At 69.0% G+C, this 17426-nt stretch carries 19 protein-coding genes; 9 read left to right on the forward strand and 10 right to left on the reverse strand.

Features of this window, described 5'->3' with window-relative positions:
• Positions 1-35: 35 nt before the first annotated feature.
• Positions 36-242, reverse strand: coding sequence for an exodeoxyribonuclease VII small subunit (locus ACRDPS_RS08565; RefSeq protein ID WP_431501202.1), 207 nt, complete (start codon positions 240-242; stop codon positions 36-38).
• Positions 226-1473, reverse strand: coding sequence for an exodeoxyribonuclease VII large subunit (gene xseA / locus ACRDPS_RS08570; RefSeq protein ID WP_431501203.1), 1248 nt, complete (start codon positions 1471-1473; stop codon positions 226-228). Before xseA ends, ACRDPS_RS08565 begins: the two co-directional genes overlap by 17 nt.
• Positions 1474-1711: 238 nt before the next feature.
• On the opposite strand from xseA, the gene ACRDPS_RS08575 reads away from it, so the two are divergent.
• Together ACRDPS_RS08575 and ACRDPS_RS08580 are read left to right on the forward strand one after the other, a co-directional pair.
• A complete protein-coding gene (locus ACRDPS_RS08575) occupies positions 1712-2707 on the forward strand; it encodes a 4-hydroxy-3-methylbut-2-enyl diphosphate reductase (protein WP_431501204.1) in 996 nt (331 codons plus the stop codon).
• A 47-nt stretch (positions 2708-2754) separates the two neighbouring features.
• A complete protein-coding gene (locus ACRDPS_RS08580) occupies positions 2755-3384 on the forward strand; it encodes an L-threonylcarbamoyladenylate synthase (RefSeq protein ID WP_431501205.1) in 630 nt (209 codons plus the stop codon).
• A gap of 16 nt (positions 3385-3400) precedes the next feature.
• Here the strand turns inward: ACRDPS_RS08580 and ACRDPS_RS08585 are convergent, their stop codons facing one another.
• Together ACRDPS_RS08585 and ACRDPS_RS08590 are read right to left on the reverse strand one after the other, a co-directional pair.
• The gene (locus tag ACRDPS_RS08585) at positions 3401-3844 is read right to left on the reverse strand and encodes a DUF6542 domain-containing protein (protein ID WP_431501206.1); all 444 of its coding nucleotides are present in this window, start codon (positions 3842-3844) and stop codon (positions 3401-3403) included.
• Positions 3845-3848: 4 nt separating this feature from the next.
• Positions 3849-4940 carry a DNA recombination protein RmuC gene (locus tag ACRDPS_RS08590; RefSeq protein WP_431501207.1) on the reverse strand — a complete coding sequence of 364 codons (1092 nt, stop codon included), beginning with the start codon at positions 4938-4940 and terminating at the stop codon, positions 3849-3851.
• 99 nt (positions 4941-5039) lie between these two features.
• Between ACRDPS_RS08590 and ACRDPS_RS08595 the strand changes: the two genes are divergently transcribed.
• Positions 5040-5357: a TfoX/Sxy family protein gene (locus ACRDPS_RS08595; RefSeq protein ID WP_431501208.1), complete on the forward strand. Its 318-nt coding sequence runs from the start codon at positions 5040-5042 to the stop codon at positions 5355-5357.
• On the opposite strand, the gene ACRDPS_RS08600 is transcribed toward ACRDPS_RS08595, so the two are convergent.
• Positions 5340-6287: an endonuclease/exonuclease/phosphatase family protein gene (locus tag ACRDPS_RS08600; RefSeq protein WP_431501209.1), complete on the reverse strand. Its 948-nt coding sequence runs from the start codon at positions 6285-6287 to the stop codon at positions 5340-5342. The two genes, ACRDPS_RS08595 and ACRDPS_RS08600, sit on opposite strands and share 18 nt — an antisense overlap.
• A gap of 10 nt (positions 6288-6297) precedes the next feature.
• On the reverse strand, positions 6298-7095 hold the full coding sequence (locus tag ACRDPS_RS08605; RefSeq protein ID WP_431501210.1) for an exodeoxyribonuclease III: 798 nt from the start codon (positions 7093-7095) through the stop codon (positions 6298-6300).
• Between the two features lie 45 nt (positions 7096-7140).
• Here ACRDPS_RS08605 and ACRDPS_RS08610 point away from each other — a divergent pair, with 45 nt between their 5' ends.
• From ACRDPS_RS08610 to ACRDPS_RS08620, 3 genes are read left to right on the forward strand one after another with little or no spacing between them, the layout of a single operon-like run.
• Complete coding sequence (locus tag ACRDPS_RS08610) at positions 7141-7959, forward strand: ABC transporter ATP-binding protein (protein ID WP_431501211.1); 819 nt, start codon at positions 7141-7143, stop codon at positions 7957-7959.
• Positions 7956-8819 carry an ABC transporter permease gene (locus ACRDPS_RS08615; RefSeq protein WP_431501212.1) on the forward strand — a complete coding sequence of 288 codons (864 nt, stop codon included), beginning with the start codon at positions 7956-7958 and terminating at the stop codon, positions 8817-8819. Before ACRDPS_RS08610 ends, ACRDPS_RS08615 begins: the two co-directional genes overlap by 4 nt.
• A 17-nt stretch (positions 8820-8836) precedes the next feature.
• Positions 8837-9922, forward strand: coding sequence for an ABC transporter substrate-binding protein (locus tag ACRDPS_RS08620; RefSeq protein WP_431501213.1), 1086 nt, complete (start codon positions 8837-8839; stop codon positions 9920-9922).
• Positions 9923-10091: 169 nt separating this feature from the next.
• Here the strand turns inward: ACRDPS_RS08620 and ACRDPS_RS08625 are convergent, their stop codons facing one another.
• Positions 10092-11948: a glycoside hydrolase family 3 protein gene (locus ACRDPS_RS08625; RefSeq protein WP_431501214.1), complete on the reverse strand. Its 1857-nt coding sequence runs from the start codon at positions 11946-11948 to the stop codon at positions 10092-10094.
• Between the two features lie 200 nt (positions 11949-12148).
• Here ACRDPS_RS08625 and ACRDPS_RS08630 point away from each other — a divergent pair, with 200 nt between their 5' ends.
• From ACRDPS_RS08630 to ACRDPS_RS08640, 3 genes are read left to right on the forward strand one after another with little or no spacing between them, the layout of a single operon-like run.
• Positions 12149-12706: an ArsR/SmtB family transcription factor gene (locus ACRDPS_RS08630; RefSeq protein ID WP_431501215.1), complete on the forward strand. Its 558-nt coding sequence runs from the start codon at positions 12149-12151 to the stop codon at positions 12704-12706.
• Positions 12703-13944: an MFS transporter gene (locus ACRDPS_RS08635; RefSeq protein ID WP_431501216.1), complete on the forward strand. Its 1242-nt coding sequence runs from the start codon at positions 12703-12705 to the stop codon at positions 13942-13944. The genes ACRDPS_RS08630 and ACRDPS_RS08635 overlap by 4 nt, the downstream gene beginning before the upstream one ends.
• Positions 13945-13948: 4 nt before the next feature.
• Positions 13949-14992 carry a WD40/YVTN/BNR-like repeat-containing protein gene (locus tag ACRDPS_RS08640; protein ID WP_431501217.1) on the forward strand — a complete coding sequence of 348 codons (1044 nt, stop codon included), beginning with the start codon at positions 13949-13951 and terminating at the stop codon, positions 14990-14992.
• Positions 14993-14998: 6 nt separating this feature from the next.
• On the opposite strand, the gene ACRDPS_RS08645 is transcribed toward ACRDPS_RS08640, so the two are convergent.
• From ACRDPS_RS08645 to ACRDPS_RS08655, 3 genes are all read right to left on the reverse strand, one after another.
• On the reverse strand, positions 14999-15406 hold the full coding sequence (locus ACRDPS_RS08645) for a VOC family protein (protein ID WP_431501218.1): 408 nt from the start codon (positions 15404-15406) through the stop codon (positions 14999-15001).
• Positions 15407-15445: 39 nt separating this feature from the next.
• Positions 15446-17122 carry a PH domain-containing protein gene (locus ACRDPS_RS08650; protein WP_431501219.1) on the reverse strand — a complete coding sequence of 559 codons (1677 nt, stop codon included), beginning with the start codon at positions 17120-17122 and terminating at the stop codon, positions 15446-15448.
• Positions 17119-17426: PH domain-containing protein (locus tag ACRDPS_RS08655; RefSeq protein ID WP_431501220.1), on the reverse strand; the 308-nt coding region annotated here is incomplete at its 5' end. The genes ACRDPS_RS08650 and ACRDPS_RS08655, both read right to left, overlap by 4 nt.

Below are 17426 nucleotides of genomic sequence, written 5' to 3' on the forward strand. Positions count from 1 at the left end.
GCCAACTCGGCCTGCATAAGTGACCTCTCGGCAGGTCAGTCCTGGATGGCCGCCTCGATCTTCTTTCGGGCGCCGTCGAGCCAGTCCTGGCATACGGTGGCCAGCTTCTCTCCGCGCTCCCAGAGCGCAAGCGACTCCTCGAGCGTGATGCCGCCGGCTTCGAGCTTGCGAACGACCTCGACCAGCTCTTCACGGGCCTGCTCGTAGGACAGGTCGCTGTTGTCGTCAGTCATCGGTGCCATCCTTGGTGAGGTCAGTCTTCTCGATCGAGGTGATGGTTGTCGCCAGTCGGCCGTCGGCGAGTCGGATGCTGACCGCCCCGCCCTGGGCGGTCTCGGTGACGCTGGTGAGTACGTGGCCGTCGGCATCCTGAGCGACGGCGTACCCACGCCTCAGCGTCTCCAGCGGCGAGAGGGCGCGGGCGCGGGCGCGATGGTGGCCGATGTCGTCGGCGGCCCGGTCGAGGGCATGACCGACGGTGCGGCGGGCGCGGTCGCGCAACGAGAAGACCTCGTCGCGCCGGGCGTCGATCAGTGAGCGCGGGTCGGCCAGCACAGGGCGCGAGCGCAGCGCGTCCAGAAGGGTCTGCTCCCGATGGATCAGCGCGGTGATCCCGCCGCGGAGCCGGTCGCGTCCGGTGGCCACGATCCGCTGCTCCTCGACCACATCGGGTACGACGAGCTTGGCGGCATCGGTCGGAGTGGAGGCACGTACGTCGGCCGCCAGGTCCAGGAGCGGCGAGTCGGGCTCATGGCCGATCGCGGACACGACCGGGGTGCGCGCGGCATGCACCGCACGGATCAGATGCTCGTCGGAGAACGGCAGCAGATCCTCGACAGACCCACCGCCGCGGGCGATGACGATGACGTCGACCTCGGGATCGCGGTCGAGCCGCTGCAGCTTCTCGACGACATCCGCCGCACTGCGCGTCCCCTGCATCGCGGCGTACGCCACCTCGAACCGCACCTGCGGCCAGCGCCGCTTCGCGTTCTCGAGGACATCCCGCTCGGCGGCGGAGTTGGCCGCGGTGACCAGGCCCACCGTGGACGGCAGGAACGGGAGGGGGCGCTTGAGCTCGGCCGCGAACAGCCCCTCCGCCGCCAGCAGCTGCCGGCGCTGCTCGAGGCGGGCGAGCAGCTCACCCAACCCGACCGGCCGGATGTCGCGGGCCTGCAGCGACAGGGTTCCACGGTTGGCGTAGTAGGACGGCTTGGCATGGATGATCACGCTCGCGCCCTCGACCAGCGGCGGGTTGAGGCTGTCGAGAAGGAACCGGGTGCACGTCACCGGCACCGAGATGTCTGCGACCGAGTCACGCAGCGTCAGGAAGACGGTCTGCATCCCCGGCCGCCGGCTCAGCTGAGCCACCTGCCCCTCGACCCAGACCGCCCCGAGCTTGTCGACCCACCCCCCGATCGCGTTCGCGATCTGCCGCACCGGAGCGGGCGACTCGGGGGACGTGTCGAGGGCCATGCCCCAACCCTAGTAGCCGCCGACCCGGCGCGTTTGTCCCACACGAGCGTGCCGAGTCGGCGCGTCTGTCCCACGCACAGCCGTCGAGTCGGCGCGTCTGTCCCATGCTCACAGCGGATGTGGGACATTCGCGCCGACTCGAGGCGGATTCTTGGGACATTCGTGCCGACTCGGCATGAATTGGCGAGACAGACGCGCCGACTCGGCGTGCATGCACCGGGTCTCTAGACTGGGTCCCATGAGTATCGACCTCGGCACCCCACGCCTGATCTCCGACGACGAGAAGGCTGTCCTCCTCGCGGAGCCGCGTGGCTACTGCGCCGGGGTGGACCGCGCCGTGATCACCGTGGAGCAGGCGTTGGACCTCTACGGCGCGCCGGTCTATGTGCGCAAGGAGATCGTGCACAACAGGCACGTCGTCGACGACCTGCGCAACCGTGGTGCGGTGTTCGTCAACGAGCTCGACGAGGTGCCGTCGGGTGCGACCGTCGTGTTCTCCGCCCACGGAGTCTCCCCGGCCGTCCACTCCGATGCAGCCGTGCGCCAGCTGAAGACGATCGATGCGACCTGCCCACTGGTCACCAAGGTCCACCTCGAGGCCAAGCGTTTCGCGCGCGAGGGGTACAGCATCCTGCTGATCGGCCACGCCGGTCACGAGGAGGTCGAGGGCACCATGGGTGAGGCACCGGAGGCGACCATCCTGGTCGAGAGCCCTGGCGACGTGCCGAACGTAGAGGTCCCCGACCCGTCCAAGGTCGTCTGGCTCTCCCAGACCACCCTCTCGGTCGATGAGACCATGGAGACGGTGGCCGCGCTCCGGATCAGGTTCCCCGAGCTGCTCGACCCGCCCAGCGACGACATCTGCTACGCCACGCAGAACCGCCAGCAGGCGGTCAAGGAGATCGGCCCGGCCAGCGACCTGGTCATCGTCGTCGGCTCCGGCAACTCATCCAACTCCGTCCGCCTGGTCGAGGTCGCCCTCGAGGCGGGCGCCAAGTCCGCCTACCGCGTCGACGACGCCAGCGAGATCGACGAGTCGTGGCTCGAGGACGTACGCAGCGTCTCGGTCACCTCCGGCGCCAGCGTGCCCGAGAACCTGGTCGAGGGCGTCCTCGAGTTCCTCAAGAGCCACGGTTTCCCTGACGCGAGCGCACACAAGAGCGCCGAGGAGTCGCTGATCTTCGCGCTGCCCACGGAGCTCCGCAAGGACCTCAAGGCCGCCGCGGCACGCTAGAGCTCACCTCTTGATTCCGGCCCGGTAGGGCGCGTTAGGGTCAAGGGGTGGCCCGATTCCTCGACGTACACCCTGACAACCCGCAGTCCCGTCTGGTCCGCCAGGTCGTCGACGCCCTGCGCGACGACCAGCTGATCGCGTACCCGACCGACTCCGGCTACGCGCTCGGCTCCCGGATCGGCAACAAGGACGGTCGCGACCGGATCCTGCGGATCCGTGGGCTCGACGACCGCCACCACTTCACGCTGATCTGCAAGGACTTCGCCCAGCTCGGCACGATGGTCCACGTCGACAACACCGCCTTCCGGGCGATCAAGCATGCGACCCCGGGGCCCTACACGTTCATCCTCCCGGCCACCCCGGAGGTCCCGCGTCGGCTGATGCACCCGAAGAAGAAGACGGTCGGCGTACGCATCCCGGAGCACCCCGTGGTGCAGGCGCTGCTCGACGAGCTCGGTGAGCCGCTGCTGTCCTCCACGCTGATCCTGCCGGGGCAGACCGAGCCCGAGGTCTTCGGCTGGAACGTCAAGGAGGCGCTGGACCATCAGGTCGACATCGTGATCGAGGCCGGCGAGACCCCGGCCGAGCCGACCACGGTGATCGACTGGTCCGATGGTGAGCCCGAGGTCATCCGCGAGGGTGCCGGAGACGTCTCCGGGTTCCTCGCGCTGGACTGAGTCGCGTGGCCATGGCCTAGGAGGCCATCGCGCGTTCGCGCTCGACCTCGTCGATCTGCTCGGTGCGCTGCCTCAGGACCCGGCGGCGCACCGCCAGGCAGCCCAGGCACAGGGTGTAGCCGATGAACAGGCTGATCGAGTGGTGACCGAGTCCGCTGATGACGGCCTGGACGAGGCCGTCCTCCGGGTCGGCGATCGACGCGGGCTGGGTCGCGGCCAACAGGGTGAAGATGCCGAGCATGATCAGCGGCGGAAGCACTCCGACCACGAAGAAGTCGCTGGGCCTGACGATGAGCGCGAGCGTCAGCGCGATCGCCACGAAGGTGAGATCGAAGAGCAGGCCGACCTGTTCATCGATGAGCAGATCGACGAAGGTCACCGTCAGGGAGATGGCGGATCCGAGCGCGACGACATGGCGGCCGGACTCGCGTCCTTCCTCCCAGATGGTGCGCTGACTCATGGGGTCACGGTCTCTCGTATGCAGCCTGTGTATCCGAACCCACGTTAGGGCCCGGCACACCGTCATTCTCGGCGGCGCGCCGATCATCCTCTCGTACGCTGCTCAGGCGCTCCACGGCGCGTATCTCCACCGGACGCGGCGTCTCGAGTTCATCGTCGGTTACCGATAATTCATTGAAACGACGGGCGGCCACCAGGACCCGGTTGTCGAGGGACCCGACCGCTTGGTTGTAGCGGGTCACGGCGGTGTTGAGCGAGCGTCCGATCCCGTCCAGGTGGGTGGACATCGTGCCGAGCCGTTGGTGCAGGTCACGGCCGAGTCTGTGGATCTCCCGGGCCTGCTCGGCCAGCGCCTCGTGCGACCACCCGTGCGCGACCGTGCGCAGCAGCGCGATCAGCGTGGTCGGTGAGGCCAGCACGACCCGCCGCTCCGCTGCGTACTCGATCAGGCCGGGCTCGGTCTCCAGCGCCGCGGAGAGGAACGACTCCGCCGGCACGAAGAGCACCACGAACTCGGGCGACTCCTCCAGGAAGCGCCAGTAGGACTTCGAGGCGAGCTGGTCCACATGCGTACGCAGCTGGGCGGTGTGTCTGCGCAGATGCGCCCGGTAGTCGTCCTCGTTGTCCGCGGAGGCGGCGTCGAGGTAGGCGTCCAGCGGAACCTTTGAGTCGACCACGAGCTCCTTCTCGCCGGAGAGATGAACCACGAGGTCAGGTCGCAGCCGCCCGTCCTCCAGGTGCACCTGCTCGGAGAAGTCGCACTTGTCCACCAGCCCGGCGAGCTCCACCGCACGCCGCAGGTGCATCTCGCCCCAACGGCCTCTGACCTGGGGTTTTCGCAGCGCGGTCGACAACGACCGGGTCTCGCTCTGTAGCCGCCCGACCTCGGTCTCGAACTGGCCCTGCCAGCGCGCCCGCTCTCGGTCCAGGTGCTGCATCTGGTCGCTGAGCCGGTCGAGCCCCTGCATCACCTCGGCCTGGTCGACCATCCCCGCGGCGACCGTCCCCACGCTCCGTGCGCGCACCCACAGCACCCCGAGCAGGGCGCCCAGGGCAAGACCGATCACCAGTCCGAGCACGAGGATCCAGATATCCATACTTCGATCCTCGCAGGGACCACCGACAGTTTTGCTTGCGATTGCTTCGCGATTCGCGCAGCGGGTGTGAGGTGGGGGAGTTCATGTTTCCATGGAGGTATGGCCTACGACGTTGATCTGGCCGAGCGGGTGCGTGATCTCGTGCCCGACGGCACCACCGAGAAGCAGATGTTCGGCGCACTCGCGTTCATGGTGAACGGCAACATGGCCTGCGCCGTCGGCCCCGACGACCTGCTCGTACGCACCGGCAAGTCGGCCTACGAGACCGCCATCGCCGCGGGTGCGGAGCCGATGACGATGGGCGCCAGGACCATGTCCGGCTACGTCAACGTGGCCGCCGACCTGGTGAGAGGCGACGCGCTCGCCGACTGGGTGAGTCGCGGCGTCGCCACGGCCGAGTCATTGCCACCGAAGTAGCGCCACGACGGGCAGGTGGTCGCTCCCGGTCCGACCCAGGGGACGTACGTCCACGATCTCGACCCCGCGAGCGAAGACATGGTCGATCCGGACGACCGGGAGCGCTGCCGGAAAGGTGAACCCGAAGCGGTCCTGGGGCTCGGTGACCTGCGAGGTGACCGAGCGCAGTGCTCGGTCACCCGCGTCCGCGTTGAGATCGCCGGAGACGATCACGGCATCGGCGTCGTCGGCCTCCAGCGCCTCGGCCAGGAGGTCGATGCTCCCGTTACGCGCCGTGACATCCAGCCCACGGACGCCCAGCCGGGCCGAGGGCAGGTGCACGGCATAGACCGCGACGACCGGTCCGTCCTCGGTCGGTTTGGTCTCGACCCGCAGCCCCCGCCTCCACGAGGCGTCCACGCCCGCGGGGCGCAGGTCGAGAGGGGTCGCGTTCTGGAGAGGATGGGCCGACCAGACCCCGACGGTGCCGTACGTCTCCTGGTAGGGGAGAACGTCGCGGAGCGCCCGGCTGTAGTCGTCGACCCGTTCGGGGACCACCTCGTCCAGCGTCACGATGTCGGGCGAGGCGGCGAGGAGCTCGCGCGTGGTCCTGGTGATGTCCGTGTTCGTGTCGCCCACGTTGTGCTGGACGACGACCAGGTCGTGAGGAGAGGCGGGAACGTCGGAGAGCTTGGTGTGGAACATCCAACCCCAGACCGCGGCGGGCACGATGAACGCGACGACCGCGGTCGCCGACCGGCGCGCCAGGCCGACGAGCAGGAGCAGCACCGCGACGGCACCGAGCCACGGCAGGAACGTCTCCACCAGGCTGCCGATGCCTAGCGCCGACGGCAGGTGGGCGTGCAGGAGCATCGCGGCGCCCGTGGCGAGCAGGAGGATCGCGCACACCGTTCCGCGCGACCAGAGCGTGCTCCGACGCTCCGCGCTCATCGCGTCTCCATCAGTCGGCGAGGTCGACGATCACCGGGGCGTGGTCGGACGGCGAGCCGGTGCCGATAGCGGGGTTGCGCTCATCCAGGTCGACGAAGGCACCCGTGACCCGGGAGGCGAAGGCGGGGGAGCCGAGGACGAAGTCGATGCGCAGCCCGCGGTTGCGCTCGAACCGCTGCCGGTAGTAGTCGAAGTAGGTGTAGGCCTCCGGTCCCGGGACGTACGGGCGTACGACGTCCTTGAAGTCCTTCTCGATGGCGAAGTAGGCCTCGCGCTCGGCGGGGGTGAGGTGGGTCTTGCCGACGAACTGCTTGGGGTCGAAGCAGTCCTCGTCGAGGGGGCAGACGTTCCAGTCGCCGACCATCGCCGAAGGTGCGTCGTGCCAGGCCTGCGAGGCCTTCTGCAGCGCGGCCAGCCACTCCAGCTTGTAGGCGTAGTGCGGGTCGTCCGGCTTACGGCCGTTCGGGACGTAGACCGAGGTCAGACGTACGCCGCCGGCCCCCTCCGTTCCGCAGAATGCCGAGATGGCACGGGCCTCCGCGACGTCCTTGAAAGACGGCATCCCATCGAAGCCGACCTGGATGTCGGACAGTCCGACACGGGAGATCAGCGCCACGCCGTTCCACTGGTCATACCCCACCGAGGCGATCTCGTAGCCGCGGGCCTCCAACCCCATCGTCGGGATCTGGTCGGGCTTGGCCTTGGTCTCCTGCACGGCGAGCACGTCGATCGAGTGTCGCTCGACGAATGCCTCGACGCGGTCGATGCGGGAGCGGATGGAGTTGATGTTCCAGGTGGCGATACGCACGCCCGCCAGACTATCCAGAAGCCGTCTTGGACTAACGTTTGAGGCGTGGGCAGCGCGACGATCGAGATGCACGGGGTCCGGCGTCTCTACGAGCGGGCCGACCTCGTAGAGCTGATCGCGCTCGACGGCATCGATCTGACCGTCGATCCCGGCACGTTCGTGAGCATCATCGGGCCCTCGGGCTGCGGCAAGTCGACGCTGTTGCGGCTGATCAGCGGGCAGGAGTCTCCCGATGCCGGCAAGGTCACCGTGTGCGGCCTGACGCCGCGGGAGGCCGCTGAGGCGAAGGCCTTCGGGTTCGTGCCGCAGACCCCGGCGCTGCTGCCCTGGCTGAGCGTGCTCGGCAACGTGACCCTCCCGCACCGGGTCAACCGCCGCGGTGCGAACCGGCGCCGCAACCGAGGCAGTGACGGCGGGCGCCCCGATCTCGAGGCGTTGCTGCGCGAGGTGGGCCTGGGGGAGTCGCTCCACAAGCTCCCGGCCGAGCTCTCTGGTGGCATGAAGCAGAGGACCGCGATCGTACGTGCCTTCGGGCTGCGCCCGGACGTACTCCTCCTCGACGAGCCCTTCGGTGCGCTCGACGAGTTCACCCGCGAGGCGCTCCAGGAGCAGCTGCTCGAGCTGTGGGAGCAGACCCGGGCCACGGTCGTCTTCGTCACCCACTCGATCTCCGAGGCTGTCAGGTTGTCGGACAAGGTCGTGGTGATGGCGCCGCGACCGGGCCGGATCACCGACGTCATCGACATCGACCTGCCCCGCCCGCGGCACCAGGAGATCATCACCTCGCCGGAGTTCCACGCCTTCGAGCTCGCCCTCCGCGACAGCCTGAGGGACGCCTTCAGCCACGGCGAGGTGGTCTCGTGAGCCTTCGGCCCGACGCACAAGCCGGTACGCAGCCGGCCCCTCACAAGCGGCCACATCTCGTCGTTCCCACCCCCGAGCAGCTCGCCGCCCGCCGACTGCGCCGCCGGACACGACTGCTCCGGCCGGCGTACTGGCTTCCCTTCGTCCTCCTCGTCGTCGTGCTCGCGCTCGCGTGGGGGCTGGGGGAGAGCCGGATGCCCTACCTGTTCGCGCCCCTCGGCGACATCGCCGGCGTGCTCGCCGAGGACCCGGGCTACTTCCTGGGGAACACCCTGGTCACGCTCAGCGAGGCATTGTTGGGGCTGGGGATCGGGTTCGTGGCCGCCTTCGTGCTCGCCGTCGTCGTCAGCGAGGTCGCGGTGGTTCGGCGAGCGGTGATGCCGGTCGCCGTGGTGCTCTCGGTGACGCCGCTGGTGGCGATCGCGCCGCTGCTCGTGGTCGCGCTCGGGTTCGGGATGGGGCCCAAGGTCGTCCTGACCGCGCTGGTCTGCTTCTTCCCGATCCTGATCAACGTGGCGACCGGGCTGCGGGCGGTGCCGGGGCCGGTCCTGCAGGTCTACCGCACGGTGGCCGCGAGCCGGCTGGAGGTACTTCGGCACCTGCGCGTCCCGGCGTCCCTGCCCTACGTCTTCGCGTCCCTGCGGATCGTCTTCCCGCTCTCGCTGATCGGTGCCGTCGTGGCCGAGCTCTCCGCCGCGGGCTCGGCCGACGGGCTCGGCAGTGTGATCCAGGTGGCCAGCTCGCAGAACAGACTGGCTACGGTGTGGGCAGCGATCTTCGTCCTCGCGGCGCTCGGGTCGCTGCTGTTCTGGTTCGTGACCCTCGCCGAGCGGCGAGTCCTGCACTGGCACGAGTCCTGATCTCCAAGGAGCCCCTGATGTCTCGCCTTCGCCCGTCCCTCGCTGCCCTCGTATCGACGGTCCTCATCGGTGCTCTGGCTGCCTGCGGCTCAGCGGACGAGCCCGCCGGTCAGCAGGGCAGCGCGGCCTCGGCCGAGCGCTGCGAGCAGAACCAGGACGCCGGGACGATCACCTACATGTCGGGCTACTACTGGCAGGCATCGGCCTCGATCATGGAGGTCATCGCCGCGGATGAGCTCGGCTACTTCAACGATCTCTGCCTCGACGTCGAGCTCCAGCCCGGATCGGGCGACGTCTCCCAGAACGCCAAGCTGATCGCCGCCGGGAAGGTGCAGGTCGGGCCACTCTCGGAGCAGGACATCATGACCTCCAACGCGAGCGGCCTGAAGGTGCTCGGTGTCTCGTCCTACTCCAACGCGGGCCTCGACGTGCTGATGACGGGCACCTCGATCACCGACCTCAAGGACCTCGAGGGGAAGACGCTCGGTCACAAGGGCTGGGTGCCCGTCGGTGTCCAGGCGATGCTCGCCGAGGCCGGGGTCGACATGTCCAAGGTGAAGCAGGTCAAGGTCGGCTACGACCCGGGCATCCTGCCGCGTGGCCAGGTCGACGCCCTGGTCGGCTTCGTCTCCAACGAGCCCAACCAGCTCAAGGCCGCCGGCGAGGACGTGAAGGTCTGGGAACCGACCGACTTCGACGTACCCGGCTCGCTGGGTGCCTACTCCGTCAACCCGGACTGGGCGAAGAAGCACCCCACCGCGGCCCAGGACGTCCTACGAGCCGTGTTCAAGGCCTACGCCTACTGCGCGGCCTCCGAGCACGTGGAGGAGTGCATCGGCTACCAGCACGAGCGCGCCGGTGCCGAGTCCGACGAGAAGCACGAGTCGGCCATCTGGCGCACCGAGGTCAAGGTCGCCTCGGACAACCCGCTCCCGGTCAGGTTCGGCTCGGTCGACCCCGCCAACGTCGCCGCCCTGGCTGGGGTCGTGACGAAGTACGCAGGGCAGAAGGTCACGCCCGAGCAGGCGTCGTCGTGGTTCGACACGTCCTTCGCCGAGGCCGTCGTCGACGAGTCCAACAAGGTGATCTGGCCGGCCCCCTGACCGCCGCGCTCGCGGGGGTGGCACTTTCCCGCCATGGCGGGAAAGTGCGTCGCACCCGGTGGGATTCACGCCGCACAATCCCGCCATGGCGGGAATCTGCGATCGAGCCGACGTCGAGTCGGTGTCAGAGATCGACCCATCGCCGCCAGGAAACCAACGTCTCGGCGTGTCAGTAGGAGAGCCCGTGGCCCAGCGGGTAGAGGTCGGGGATCTCGACCGGCAGCTTGCCGCTCGGGTTGACCTCGCCGTAGAGCACCCGGACCAGAGACTCCAGCTGGTGGGAGGTGTAGCCGTAGGTGTCGAGGACGGTCGCGGCCTCGGGGAACGAGGTGACGTCGTAGGGGTTGCGCATCGCGGTCACCACTACCGGGGTTTCGGTGGCGAGCAGTGCCTTGACGAGCTTGGTCTGGGCCACGGCCGCGGGCGTCGGCTCACCGGTCGTCGCGTTGATCTGCCAGGCGTTGTTGGTCGGCACCACGACGAGGTCCTTGCCCTCGGCGGCCGCGACGGCAGCGTCGATCTTCGCGTCGGTCGGGGTGGTGCCCGACTCCAGCACCTGGGTGGTCGCGCCGCGCTCCTGGAACCCGGCCGCGATCCCGGCTGTCGTGCCGACACCCCAGCCGGCGACGAGCACGTCCTTCGCGCCCGGTGCCAGCGGCAGCAGGTCGTCGTCGTTCTTCACCAGGGTGGTGGTGCGGTCGGTGATCGTCTGGGCGTCGGCCTTGTGCTGAGGGTTGTCGAAGACGGCCGGAGCGGCGGCGGCGTTGACGTACGGATCCCGGAAGATGCCGTTGTCCAGCTTGTGCTCCAAGATCCGGTAGACCGACTGGTCGAGGCGCTTGCGGGAGATGGTTCGGTCCTCGACGGCGTCGAGGACCGCGGCGTACGCAGTGTCCATCTCCGGTGGGATGAGCAGCTGGTCGGCTCCGGCGAGGAACGCCTCGACCGGGGCGACATCGGGCGGGTAGGTCTCGGACGCACCCTGCATGTCGAGGGCGTCGGTGACGATCAGGCCGTCGAAGCCCATCTCCTCGCGGAGCAGACCCGTGAGGATCGGCTCGGACATGGTCGCCGGCTCTCCGCTGGGGTCGATCGCGGGCACGGTCACGTGGGCCGTCATGATCGCGTCGATCCCGGCGTCGATCGCCGCCTTGAACGGAGGAAGGTCGATCGCCTCGAGCTCCTCGCGGGTGTGGGTCACCTCGGGCAGGCCGTAGTGGCTGTCGGTGCCGGTGTCGCCGTGTCCGGGGAAGTGCTTGGCGATCGAGGAGATGCCGCCGTCGTCGAACCCACCGACCTCGGCGCCGACGATGTCGGAGACCGCGGCCGAGTCGGCACCGGGCGAGCGGATCCCGATCACCGGGTTGTTGGGGTTGAGGTTGACGTCAGCCACGGGCGCGTAGTCCTGGGTGACGCCGACGGCGTCCAGCTCGGAGCCGATCACCTCGGCCGAGCGGGCAGCGTCCTCGGTGGAGCCGTTGGCTCCCAGCGCCATCTGGCCGGGCATCTGGGTCGCACCGCTGGCCGGGCCGAAGCGGGCAACGAGCGCGCCGCCCTCCTGGTCGACCGCGATGTTCAACGGGATCTTGGGGCGGTGCTCCAGCGCGGCGTCCTGGAGACCGTTGGAGAGCGTCGCCACCTGCGCCGGGTCACCGATGTTGTCGGGGCCGCGGGTGGTGAAGTAGATGACCCCGCCGGGCTGGTACTTCGCGATCGCCTGCGCCGGGGTGTCCACGCCGTAGAGCCGCTGGTTGTTCTGCTTCGCGGAGTCGCTGACGTTGTTGGCGTCGCGACCGTAGACCTCGATGACGAAGAGCTGGCCGACCTTCTGTTCGAGCGACATGTGCTGCATCAGCGAGGTGATCTTGCCGTGCTGGGTCGGTGTCTTGGCCACGATCGAGCCTGGCCGGACCGGCTCCGCGGCCGCCTGGCTTCCTGCGTACGGCACCACGACCGTCGCCGCGGTCGCAAGGCTCGCTGCTGCGATCGCGAGCTTTCTGCCTCTGGTGAGCGTGACTCCGGCCATGACAACCTCCCCGTGTGTCCCCGCGGGTATGCGGGACGGCGATTCACTCTAGGTGCTACCAACGGGTCACGGAAGGAAATCGCCGAGTCCGCAGATATGGCGGCCGATCCGGTGGCTCTGGCGTACGAGCCTTGCAGTCCTGGTGGCGAGATATACAAGAGATCTTGTACGTTTCATGGGCTTGTCTCAGCATGAGTGTCATGACCTCGATCGAGACCGTGCGTGCCGTTCACCATCCGACCCGACGACGTATCATCTCGTTCCTCTACCTGCATGAGGCCAGCCAGGTCGGCGCGATCGCCGGGGCGCTTGACCAGCAGGTCGGGAGCGTCAGTCATCATCTGCGGATGCTCGAGCGTGCGGCCATCGTCGAGCGCGTGCCGGAACTGGCCAAGGACGGACGTACGAGCTGGTGGCGGTTGGCGAAGGACACGCTGTCGTTCTCTGTAGAGGACTTCGATGACGCCGGCGAGCGAATGCTGGCGCGGGAGGCTGAACGGTCGAGCACTCAGCACCAGCTGAGCAAGCTGTCGACCTGGTTGAAAGGACAGGACAAAGCCCCGGAGGAGTGGCGGAAGGCGGCCTTCTCGAGCGACTTCTTGGCGTTCGCAACGCCAGCGGAGTTGGCCGAGCTCGCCGATGAGGTCGCCGACACGGTGCGGAAGTGGCGCCACCGAGTCAAGGAGTCGAACGACGACGACCACCAACGGCGGGCACCCGTGTACGTGTTCGCTCGCGGATTCCCGAGCAAGCCGTGAGCGAGGCGGCACCGGCGTTCCGGCAGGATCGAATGGTCCACGGCTACATCGGCGTCAGCGCTTTCTCCGGTGGTGGGGACGCGGCCTGGACGGTGGCAGTGGCGTGGACAGCGGTGCAGCTGGCGTCGCCGGTCGTTGCCGGACTGATCGTCGCCGCGGGGACGATCCCACGCGCCCTCGTGCTCCTGCTCGGGGGAGTCGTCGCGGACCGTGTCGATGCTATCCGGCTGATGCGGGTCACCAACCTGGCTCGCGCGCTTGTCGTCATCGCTGTTGCCGCGGTCGCCTTTGTGGATGCGTTGTCAGTTGGCGTGCTCGTCACCGCCGCAGTCTGTTTCGGTGTCGCCGACGCTCTCTACAACCCGTCGTCGGCGACGGTGCCGCGCCAGCTCGTCCGGCCTGACGATCTGCCCGCCTACTACGGCGTCGCTCAGACGGCTCTGCGACTTGGGACGATGGGAGGGGCCGCGCTTGGCGGCGTACTGGTCGCGCAGTGGGGGATCGGTGCGGTCGCGTTGGCCGATGCGATCACCTTCTTGGTCCATGCGGGGTTCGTCCTCCGCCTGCGCCCGCGCTTCGCGCTCCCGCGGGCGGCGGCCGAGCCTGCGCTCGTCGGTATCAAGGCGGGATTCGCATACCTTAGGAACGAAGCGGTCACGCGAACGTTGGTGTTGACTCTCTCCGGGCTGAATCTCGCTGTGACACCGGCGCTGACGCTAGGGATCGCGGTGCGTGCCGAAGCGGAGGGATGGGGTGCTTCGATGGTCGGTCTCGCGAGCTCGCTGGTCGGCGCCGGGGCGGTGCTCGGTGCGATCGGGTTCGTGCCGTTCAGACCGAGACGGCCCGCGGCCTGGGGCTTCGGGATGCTCGTGGTTCAGGGGCTCGCCATCGTTTCGTTGGGGTTCGGTGATCGAGTCGTCACCAGCATCGGATGCGTGGCGATCGGGGTCACCGCCGGAGCCGCGTCGACCGTGCTGAGCGCGGTCTTTGCAAGCGTCGTGGACCCGACCTACCACGGTCGGATGGCCTCGATCCAGGCTCTGGGCGACGATGTACTCATGCCCGGCGCGAACGCCGCTTTCGGCGCATTGGTGTCGACAACGATGATCGCCGTGCCGTTCGTGGTCTACGGAGCCGCGATGGCGCTGCTGATGATCGCAGCGCTCGGGAACCCGACGATCCGACGGCTGCATATTCCGAGAACCGGTGGACAGAACGCTCCGGCAGGGCCAGTGTGACCTCGTGCGCATCGTTGTCGGAGCCGTCGCGGCGGCCACTCTCGCTCTCACCACGCTCACCTTCGCGCCCTCGGCGCAGGCAGGAGCTGCGTACGACTGGACGCCTGTGGACGTCGACACGGACCAGGGCTTCCGGGCGCTGGACGCTCTCGACGCCAAGACCGCATGGGTCGGCGGGGACGGCGGAGGCGTGTTCCGTACGACGGACGGCGGCCACACCTGGGACGACGTCTCGCCGCCCGGATCCGAGGAGCTGCTCTTCCGCGACGTCGAGGCGAGGTCTGCGACCGAGGCCGTCGTGCTCTCCATCGGCGAGGGCGAGGCGAGCCGGATCTACAAGACCGTCGACGCTGGCGCGACCTGGACCGAGACGTTCCGCTCCGCCGAGCCCGCCGCGTTCTACAACTGCGTCGACTTCTGGCCCGGCGGCAAGCGCGGGATCGCGATGAGCGACCCGGTCGACGGCGAGTGGCGGATCATCACCACCGACGACGGAGGCGACACCTGGGAGATCGCGGACACGAGTGGACTGGAGGCACCCGGCGAGGTCGGATACTCGGCCAGCGGGACCTGCCTGGTCACCGCCGGAGCCCGCAGCGCCTGGCTCGGCGGTGGCGGCACCGCCTCGAACATCTACGCCACCCACGACGGCGGCCGCACCTGGTCCTCGGCCGACTCGACCCTGACACCCGGCGAGGCCGGTGGCGTCTTCGGGCTCGGCTTCCGCAACCCGATCCAGGGGATCGCGGTCGGCGGCGACTTCGGGCTCGAGGACGACGGCGTCGACCGTGCCGCCTACTCCACCAACGGCGGCCGCACCTGGAAGAACTCCACCTCTGACCTGGGCGGGTTCCGAGAGGCGGTCGCCTGGGTCCATGGCCGCACCGCGATCGCGGTCGGACCCAACGGCAGCGACATCACGCACGACAACGGCCGGACCTGGAAGCCCTTCGGCCCCGCCCAGACCCGCTTCCACGTCATCGACTGCGTCAAGGGCAGCTGCTGGGCTGCCGGTGCGGGCGGGCGGGTCGGAGTGCTTGCTCGCTGAGGTGCGTCAGACCTTCAGTCCGATGGTCATCGGGCCGCTCGGGGCCGTCTCGTGGGTGCCGCGCTCGATGCAGAACTCGTTGCCCTCCGGGTCGCGGAGCGCGACGAAGCCGGTCCCGTCCTCGCTGCGGTGGTCGCCGAACACGGTGGCGCCGAGCGAGAGCGCTCGCTCGACGAGCTCGTCGCGGGTGGTGTCCTCGGGCTTGATGTCGATGTGGACCCGGTTCTTCGCCGACTTCGACTCGGGCACCGGGATGAACAGGAACATCAGCTCCGTCGACGGGAAGCTGCGCGCGACGATGACCTCCGGGTCCTCGTCGTAGAAGAGGTGCCAGCCGGTGACCGCCGACCAGAACTCCCCGAGCCTGCGGGCGTCGGCGCAGTCGAAGGTCAGATGGCGGATCTGGATCGTCATGGACGGATCATCCATCGACGCCGGCCCGAGGGCGAGCAGTTATTCGACGAATCCCGAGACCGTACGCGGCGTGGCCGCCGTCGCGAGCGCGACGGCCGTCTCGAGCGGCACGTCCGGGACGGCTACGTACTCATGGCCCGCCGCCGTCATCGCGATGACCTGGGCGAGTCCGATGCGGCGGTCGAAGAAGGTCTGCTTGACCCGCCAGCCGATGATGCCGTCGGTCTGCAGCGCGGTCCGTGCCGTCGTGTAGGAGCCGGCGCGGACCACCAGATAGCGATCGGTGAGTGCGTGGCCGAGGTGGCGGTGGCGCAGCTCGGCGCCGACCAGGTTGAGGACCAGCGAGACCAGCAGCAGGCCGGCCGGGAGCCACCAGATCCAGGTGTCGGCGAAGACCCCGATCAGCACCGTCGGCACCAGCGCGACGAGCGTCCACACGGCTGCGCCGACGACCGCCCGGAACCAGTAGCGCCGCCGAGGCCTCGGCCCGTGACCGGTCAGCGCCGCCGAGAACGCGTCCTCGCCGAGGATGTCCGTGCCGACCTCGGTGACGACCCGCTCCGGAGCCGTCGGCAGGACCGCGGGCGAGTTGTCCTCGAGCCCGGTCGTCAGCAGGTTGAGATCCGCGCCGCCGGCCAGACCGATCAGCGGGCCGATGGTGGAGGTCGCGCCGCGTACCTTCGCCTCTTCCACTGTTGTCGCGCGGGTGCTGGTCAGGCCGAAGCTGCGCCGCAGCGTCGTGCCCTCCCGGCCCTGCTCGCGCACGACCTGGAGGCCCCACCAGCGCACCGCGTAGCCCACGCACGAGCCGATCGCCCACACCAGGACCGCGACGACCAGGGCGATCGGGATCGCGATCAGCAGCATGTGCAGGAAGGAGTCGATCGGCCGGCCGTTGATCTCGCCGTCGTCGACCCGGATGCCGATCGTCCGCTCCCATGGGATGACGTCTGAGAAGGCGCCGAAGAAGGCGGCCAGACCACCCAGCGCGATCGCCAGGTTCTTGAGGTTGAGCGGGGCGTACTTGATCCAGGACCAGTCGAGCTTGGCGATGGTCTCGCCTTCGGCGGTCACGCCCGCTGAGCGCTGGGCGTCGCCGACGGTCGCCCCTGACGGGACCTCACCGGTAGCGGAGCCTGTCGGGCCTGCCGCGCCGGTCGAGACATCCGCGGGCGCGGCGGGCGCGCCCGGGGCCGCGTGCAGCAGCTCGCGCCGCAGCCGGGCAGCGGCGTCCTTGTTCAGTGAGTCGAGGGCGATCTGACCCTCGTCGACCCCGGTGCCGACACTGACCTTGGTGACGCCGAGGGCGCGGTGGACGAGGCTCGCGCTGAGGTCGACGCTGCGCACCCGGTCGAGGCGAGCGGTCAGGGTGGTGCGGTTGAGCAGGCCGCGGCGCACCTCCAGATGGGTCGCGGTGACGCGGTAGCTGGTGGTCAGCCACGGGATCAGGCCGACCACAGCAGCGATGACCGCGATGCCGAGTGCTACCGCCAGACCGATGAGTACGTTGGCCTGGCCGGCACCGAAGGCTCCGACCGCGGCCGGGATGATCGCCTGGCGCAGCGTCGAGATCGGGCTGACGACCGCCGTCCAGCCGGCCAGCCGCTGCCACTCTTCGTCCTGGATATAGCCGTCCTGTGGCCGGGCATCCTCGGGCCTCGCCTCTGGGACCTGCGCGTCAGGGACCTTCCCCTCGGGAGAGTCCGGCGTGCTCACGTCGCGTCCTCAGGGGTCGCGGCGGTGATCGCCACCAGCTTCGCGACGACCTCCAGTGCGAGCGCGTCGTCGAGACAGGCGATCTGGACGGTGCCGGCAGAGGAGGCGGTGGAGACCTTGACCGTACGCAGCCCGAAGTGCCGCATCAGCGGCCCCTGGGTCGAGTCGACCGTCTGCACCCGGGAGAGCGGCACGATCTCGTCGACGACGGTGAGCCACCCGTGGCGTACGTGGACGGCGATGTCGGTCACCTCCCACCGGTGGATCCGGAACCGGATCCTGGGCACGAAGGTCAGTCCGGGCA

Source organism: Nocardioides sp. (genome assembly GCF_050699375.1).
Classification (GTDB): Bacteria; Actinomycetota; Actinomycetes; order Propionibacteriales; family Nocardioidaceae; genus Nocardioides.